Genomic DNA, 6,277 nt, shown 5'->3' on the forward strand with positions numbered 1-6,277 from the left:
GGCCCAGGAAAGGCCTCGGGGTACGATCACCTCTGGCGGTCTACCGGGAGTTGCTCATCAACAGCCCGCAGCACTCCACCGAGATTCATTGAACCCAAGGTGTTGCACTTCACTTTTGAATCCGCCCCTTGTTTGCTCAAAGGCCAGCAAGGAGGCACCTGCTGTTCTTTAAAGGCGGTGCTGAGCACCTGCGAGTTAAAAAGCCAATAGACGGATGAGGTCGCCGCTCACAGCACTATGTCCAAGCAGGCGCAACGCATGTGTCAATGCGCACTGTGCAGTTCATTCCTAACGTAGTCGGCATTGGCCGGAATCTCTTGTTTAACCGAACCTACTGGCGTCTCGAGGAACGATCGATAAGCCTGGGCTATCCCAGCGTCTAGCGGAATGCTTGCACTCCAACCAAGGCGCTGTAGCATGCCCACGTCCAGCAGTTTTCGCTGCGTGCCATCGGGCTTGCTCGGGTCGAAAGCCAGCGAGCCCTCGAAGCCGATCACATCCATGATCCGGCGGGCCAATTCTTCAATCGTGACGTCAGTTCCCGTGCCCACATTGAACAGGCCATCTGTGATGTCGAGTTGCTCCATCAGGAACACACAGGCGTCAGCCATGTCGTCCACGTGCATGAATTCGCGACGCGGCCGGCCCGATCCCCATAGCTCCATCACGTGATCGCCGCGCCGTTTTGCCTCATGGGCCTTACGTAGCAAAGCAGGGAGCACATGCGAGGTGTTGAGATCGTAGTTATCGTTGGGGCCATAGAGGTTCGTCGGCATCGCGCTCACGTAATGCCGACCGTATTGACGGTTGAAACTCTCGCAGAGCTTGATGCCCGCTATCTTGGCAATGGCGTAAGGCTCGTTGGTGGGCTCGAGCGGTCCCGTCAGCAAATATTCTTCCTTGATCGGCTGCGGGCAGTCGCGCGGGTAAATGCAACTCGACCCCAGGAACAACATCCGCTGCACATCGGCGGCATGCGCTGCATGGATCACGTTGGCCTCAATCACGAGGTTCTGATAGATGAAGTCTGCCCGCGAAACGTTGTTGGCCTGTATGCCACCCACCTTGGCCGCGGCAAGGAACACGTACTCGGGCTTTTCATGTGCCATGAAGGCATGTACCGCAGACTGATCCAGCAGGTCCAGTTCGGCATGCGTGCGCGTCACTAGGTTTTCGTAACCACGCTCGGCCAGCTTGCGCACTAAGGCCGAGCCCACCATGCCGCGATGACCTGCTACATAGATCTTGGCGTTCTTGTCCATTTCCACAATCGCCACCTTTGCCACCTTTGCCACCTTTGCCGTCATTCGTTGTAGTCGTAGGCAGAAAATCCGTATTTCTTAACCAACTCGTCGCGTTGGGCACTTTTCAGGTCCTCACGCACCATTTCGGCCACGAGTTCGCCAAATCCAATGCGTGGTGTCCAGCCGAGCTTTTCCCGAGCCTTGGTGGGATCACCAAGCAAAGATTCGACTTCCGTCGGTCGGAAGTATCGCGGGTCCACTTTGATGATAGCGCGACCATGCGCGTTCTGACCTGTCTCATCCACGCCATGGCCCGACCACTCGATTTTCATGCCGAGTTCATGCGCCGCCGCCAAAACGAAGTCACGCACGCTGTGCTGCACGCCTGTTGCGATGACGAAGTCTTCGGCCACATCCTGCTGCATCATGAGCCACTGCATTTCCACGTAGTCCTTCGCGTGGCCCCAATCGCGCAGTGCATCGAGATTACCAAGGTACAGGCAATCCTGCAGGCCCAGGTGAATGCGCGCCATGGCGCGCGTGATCTTTCGCGTCACGAAGGTCTCGCCGCGCACTGGGCTTTCGTGGTTGAACAGGATGCCGTTGCAAGCATACATGCCGTAAGCCTCCCGGTAGTTGACCGTGATCCAGTAGGCATAGAGCTTGGCCACGGCGTAGGGGCTGCGCGGATAGAAAGGCGTGCTTTCCTTCTGCGGAACCTCCTGCACCAACCCGTAGAGTTCTGAAGTGCTGGCCTGGTAGAAGCGCGTCTTGCGCTCCATGCCCAGGATTCGAATCGCCTCCAGGATGCGCAGCGTGCCAATCCCATCCACATTGGCCGTGTATTCGGGCGTCTCGAAGCTGACAGCCACGTGGCTCATGGCCGCGAGGTTGTAGATTTCATCGGGCTGTGATTGCTGAATGATGCGAATGAGGTTCGTGCTGTCGGCCAGATCACCATAATGCAGGATCAAATTGCGGTCAGTAATGTGGGGATCTTGATAGAGATGGTCGATGCGATCAGTATTGAACAACGATGCCCGGCGTTTTATGCCGTGCACGACGTAACCCTTGCCCAGCAGGAATTCGGCCAGATAGGCCCCATCCTGGCCCGTGATGCCGGTGATAAGCGCGACTTTTTGCATGTATAGAGGTAAGAAAGACGACCCAATCATAGGCGCTGCACTCTTTCATGTCCCTTAAGCGCAACATTCTGGCGAACTACGTCGGTTCAGGCGCGGTCGCGCTCGCGCCCATCCTTGCCCTACCCTGGTATCTCGCTGCGCTCGGCCCCCCGCAGTTCGGTTTGGTGGGCTTCGTCACGACACTGCAGGCCGTGCTCAACCTGCTCGACGCAGGCATGAGCCAGGCCTTGGTGCGCGAGATCTCGTTGCGTGCCGCCGGCGAAGGCGTGGCCAAGCCGCGCACAGCCGCACTGTTATATGGCTTCGAGCGTATTTACTGGGCGCTTGCACTGCTGATCGGCCTCGGGCTGGTCCTGCTCGCAGCCCCGATCGCACGCCACTGGCTCCATCTGGATGAGGCCGATCAGGCCAACGGCCACGCCGCGGTGATCGGAGCGGCTGCCATCTTCGCAACGATGTTCCCGGGGTCGCTTTACCGTAGCCTCCTTGTCGGCACGGAGCATCAGGTGGCATTGAACAAGATCCTGTTCGCCGCCACACTGCTCCGCCACGGAGGCGCCGTACTCGCCGTGACAACCTGGCCGTCGCTGACCACCTATCTGTCTTGGCACGTCGCAGCCGGCTTTTTCGAAACTGCCCTGCGTGCCCGCGTGGCTTGGTCTGCTACGGGGACGCATCGCAGCGACACACGGTGGCAAGGCGATGTGGTCCGCCAAGCCTGGCCGGCGATCGCCGGTCTCGCGGCCGCTTCGGGCCTGGGCGCGCTCACGATGCAGCTGGACAAGGTGCTGCTAAGCAAACTCATACCGATCGCGGACTTTGGCTACTATGTGATCGCCTCTTCCGCAGCGGCGGGCGTGCTCCAGTTGGTCTACCCGCTAATGCAGGCGGTTCTACCTCGCGCATTTCGCATCAAGGACGACTCAACCGCCCTGCGCCATCTGTATGGACGGCTATTCGGGTTGATCGCATTGGCAGCAATCACCGGCATAGCCATCTATGCCGCTGGCGGAGAACGGTTATTGGAATGGTGGCTGAAAGACATGCATGCCGTTTCCGTGGTCTACCCCCTGCTAGGTTGGCTGCTGTTCGGAGCCATCATCAACGCGTTCTATAACGTGGGGTACGCTCATTGGCTTGTGCGCGGAAAAATTCAACGCATCCTGCAAGTCAACCTGCTGGCCGGGGTGCTGTGCCTGCTGGTCATTCCACCCATGGTTTCGCGTTTCGGCATGGTTGGCGCAACATCGGGTTGGCTCATTATCAATTTCATCGGCTTTATCGCCAGTCTGCCCGGACTCATCAAGATTGACCATGAACGCTAAGCTGAAGAAGTTCTACTGGCTCCTATCGGAACAGCTCGGCATCGACCCGCGGAGACTGCTGCGCTCGCTGCATGGCACGCCGCGCTATCTGCGCGACCTTTTGCGCTTCCGACGCCAGTACCAAGGACGGCTCGAACTCATGCCCTGCCTACACGACTGGTACGAAGAAGGTGGTACGACCAAGAGCGAGTATTTCCTGCAGGATCTTCACGTGGCGCAGCAGATCCACCAGCATGGGCCGGAACGCCATGTCGACATCGGATCCCGTGTCGATGGTTTCGTGGCGCATGTCGCCAGTTTTCGTGACATCGAAGTCTTCGACATCCGCGCTATCACGACGGATCTGCCAAGCATCCGCTTCAAGCAGGCCGATCTGATGAACCCGGCACCGGAACTGGCGAACTACTGCGACTCGCTTTCCTGCCTGCATGCCCTTGAACATTTTGGACTTGGCCGCTACGGTGATGTGCTCGACCCCGCAGGCAGCGCCACAGGCCTGCGAAACATGGCCCACATCGTGCGGCCGGGTGGCCGGCTATATCTTTCGGTGCCCGTCGGCATCGAACGCGTGCTGTTCAACGCCCACCGCGTTTTCTCACCACGCAGCATCGTCCGAATGGCCAAGGCGGAAGGCCTGTCGCTGTGCCAATTCGCGGCGGTCGGTGTAGAGCGCCGCGTGATCGAATATCCGCATTGGGAAGCCGAATTCGACCGAATCGACCAGCAGGACTACACCCTCGGCATCTTCACCTTCGAGCGCATCACCCCCCACGCCGGCGAGCACATATGACCACCACACGCGTTTTTCTGCGCGGCGGGCTCGGCAATCAATTCTTCGAATGGCTACACGCGCTGACGCTGGCCGAGTCGGGAGCCGATGTTGCACTCGACACCAGCTTCCTGCGCAAAGTACCAGGCAACCAAGCCATCGGCGCGCTGGAATTGGCAAAAGTGTTCGCCGACCTGCAATTGCCTACTCGCCGCACGGCAGGGCTGTGGCGTGCCGAGCGCGTGCTCGTACGTGCAGCCCGGTTGATCGGTCAACTGCACAACGATGCAACCCCTGCCCACGGCGGTTGGCGTGCACGCTATCACTACGGCTACTACCAGCATCCCCGCCACCACAGCGAGCGCGCGCTGCGACAGGCACGAGAACTGTTACGCCCGGCGTTTCGCGCCGCCCCTCCGGGCTTGTCACGCTATGCAGCCCTGCACGTGCGAGGGGGCGACTACGCTGCCTCACGTTACAACCGCGAACAGATCGGACCGCTCGGCGAAGGCTATTACCGCGGCGTGCTGCAGACACTGGAGCTCAACTGGCCTGGACTGCAGTGGCTCGTCATTTCCGACGACTATGCCCATGCGCGGGCCATACTTTCGCCATTGATGACACCAGACCGCTGCCTGTTCCTCGACACGCACCTCGGCGGCAAAGAAACAGCCGACCAAGCTTTGCAAGCCTTGATCAACGCTGACGTGCTGGCCTGTGCCAACAGTTCGTTCAGTGCGCTGGCTGGCTATGTGGGCCGCGCCCACACCGTGTTCGCGCCCACGCCATGGTTCCGCGGCCCTGCACTCACCGCGATCGACCCTTCATTGGCCCTATGGCATCGGCTCGACGCTGATTTCGCAGGGACACGATGAGCCTGCTGCCGCGCGTTTCCGTCGTCATGCCCGTCTACAACGCCGAAGCGACGTTGCAGCGCGCGCTGGACTCAGTGCGCAACCAAAGCCTGCCGCCATTCGAAGTGATCTGCGTGGATGACGGCTCGCGCGATGGATCCGTCTCCTTGGCGGAGCGCTACGACCCCGCAGGTGCCTTCGTGCTGCGCGTGGTAAAGCAACCGAGCAACGCAGGCGCCGCAGCCGCGCGCAATCGCGGCCTGGACATGGCTGCCGGCGAGGTCATCGCCTTTCTGGATGCGGACGACATCTGGTCGCCTGACAAACTCTGGCGCCAGCTGGAGACCATGTGCCACCAAGGCTTGGACCTGATCGGAGGCCACTCCGGGGTGCTCGCGCAGGAGATGCCGGACTTCGTGCTGGACAGTGCACCCCAACCGCTGAATACCCGCGTTGTCGGCCTGCTCCCTGCCATGCTCTCAAATCCGTTTCACACGTCCTCCGTGCTGGTGCGGCGCGATGCTTGCGTACGTTTTCCCGACAATGGCCAACTCAGCGAAGACTACGCTCTCTGGCTGCAACTGATCGCGACCGGCTGGCGCTGTGCATACCACTCCCAGCAGCTGTCGTTCATGTACAAGCCTGCTTTCGGCAGCTCCGGCCTGAGCGCGCAGCTGTGGCGCATGCAGCGAGGTGAACTGGCTGCGCTCGGCGCCGTCGGCAGAGCTGAGCATCAGGGAGCGCTGGCGCTGGCGTGGCCGGTCTCTTGCTTGAAGTTCGGCGTCCGGGTGTTGCGCACTTGGCTGCGCTAGCTGTCGAGTTGCAATAGGTTATACCCGGCAAGTCGGGAAGCTGGAGGTCTGTAGCCCAAGGCGGAGTGGGGCCTCCTGGCGTTGTAGTAGCTCAGGAACGCAGGCAACCATGCTGTGCGTTCCTTGCT

At 60.2% G+C, this 6,277-nt stretch carries 7 protein-coding genes; 4 read left to right on the top strand and 3 right to left on the bottom strand.

The genetic code is table 11. The annotated features are described in order from the left end of the window. Positions 1–263: 263 nt before the first annotated feature. Both AVHM3334_RS23175 and gmd read right to left on the bottom strand, forming a co-directional pair. Positions 264–1,262, bottom strand: coding sequence for a GDP-L-fucose synthase family protein (locus tag AVHM3334_RS23175; protein ID WP_284415810.1), 999 nt, complete (start codon positions 1,260–1,262; stop codon positions 264–266). A 41-nt stretch (positions 1,263–1,303) separates the two neighbouring features. Then, positions 1,304–2,389, bottom strand: a complete 1,086-nt coding sequence (gene gmd, locus AVHM3334_RS23180; protein WP_284415805.1) for a GDP-mannose 4,6-dehydratase — start codon at positions 2,387–2,389, stop codon at positions 1,304–1,306. Between the two features lie 47 nt (positions 2,390–2,436). Here gmd and AVHM3334_RS23185 point away from each other — a divergent pair, with 47 nt between their 5' ends. Genes AVHM3334_RS23185 through AVHM3334_RS23200 form a run of 4 tightly spaced genes read left to right on the top strand, consistent with a single transcriptional unit; the run spans position 2,437 to position 6,149 of the window. Further along, positions 2,437–3,714 carry a lipopolysaccharide biosynthesis protein gene (locus tag AVHM3334_RS23185; RefSeq protein WP_284415806.1) on the top strand — a complete coding sequence of 426 codons (1,278 nt, stop codon included), beginning with the start codon at positions 2,437–2,439 and terminating at the stop codon, positions 3,712–3,714. After that, on the top strand, positions 3,704–4,504 hold the full coding sequence (locus AVHM3334_RS23190) for a DUF268 domain-containing protein (RefSeq protein ID WP_284415807.1): 801 nt from the start codon (positions 3,704–3,706) through the stop codon (positions 4,502–4,504). The genes AVHM3334_RS23185 and AVHM3334_RS23190 overlap by 11 nt, the downstream gene beginning before the upstream one ends. Then, positions 4,501–5,358 carry an O-fucosyltransferase family protein gene (locus AVHM3334_RS23195; RefSeq protein WP_284415808.1) on the top strand — a complete coding sequence of 286 codons (858 nt, stop codon included), beginning with the start codon at positions 4,501–4,503 and terminating at the stop codon, positions 5,356–5,358. The genes AVHM3334_RS23190 and AVHM3334_RS23195 overlap by 4 nt, the downstream gene beginning before the upstream one ends. Further along, positions 5,355–6,149 carry a glycosyltransferase family 2 protein gene (locus AVHM3334_RS23200; protein ID WP_284415809.1) on the top strand — a complete coding sequence of 265 codons (795 nt, stop codon included), beginning with the start codon at positions 5,355–5,357 and terminating at the stop codon, positions 6,147–6,149. The genes AVHM3334_RS23195 and AVHM3334_RS23200 overlap by 4 nt, the downstream gene beginning before the upstream one ends. Here the strand turns inward: AVHM3334_RS23200 and AVHM3334_RS23205 are convergent. Next, on the bottom strand, positions 6,146–6,277 hold a 132-nt coding region (locus AVHM3334_RS23205; RefSeq protein WP_284415811.1), incomplete at its 5' end, for an integrase core domain-containing protein. The two genes, AVHM3334_RS23200 and AVHM3334_RS23205, sit on opposite strands and share 4 nt — an antisense overlap.

It is taken from the genome of Acidovorax sp. SUPP3334 (genome assembly GCF_030159055.1).
GTDB lineage: Bacteria > Pseudomonadota > Gammaproteobacteria > Burkholderiales > Burkholderiaceae_C > Paracidovorax.

Excerpts from the sequence above, each read along its gene's own strand:
- AVHM3334_RS23175 (WP_284415810.1), bottom strand. The coding sequence starts at position 1,262 with ATGGACAAGAACGCCAAGATCTATGTAGCAGGTCATCGCGGCATGGTG.
- AVHM3334_RS23195 (WP_284415808.1), top strand. The coding sequence starts at position 4,501 with ATGACCACCACACGCGTTTTTCTGCGCGGCGGGCTCGGCAATCAATTC.
- gmd (WP_284415805.1), bottom strand. The coding sequence starts at position 2,389 with ATGCAAAAAGTCGCGCTTATCACCGGCATCACGGGCCAGGATGGGGCC.
- AVHM3334_RS23200 (WP_284415809.1), top strand. The coding sequence starts at position 5,355 with ATGAGCCTGCTGCCGCGCGTTTCCGTCGTCATGCCCGTCTACAACGCC.
- AVHM3334_RS23190 (WP_284415807.1), top strand. The coding sequence starts at position 3,704 with ATGAACGCTAAGCTGAAGAAGTTCTACTGGCTCCTATCGGAACAGCTC.
- AVHM3334_RS23185 (WP_284415806.1), top strand. The coding sequence starts at position 2,437 with ATGTCCCTTAAGCGCAACATTCTGGCGAACTACGTCGGTTCAGGCGCG.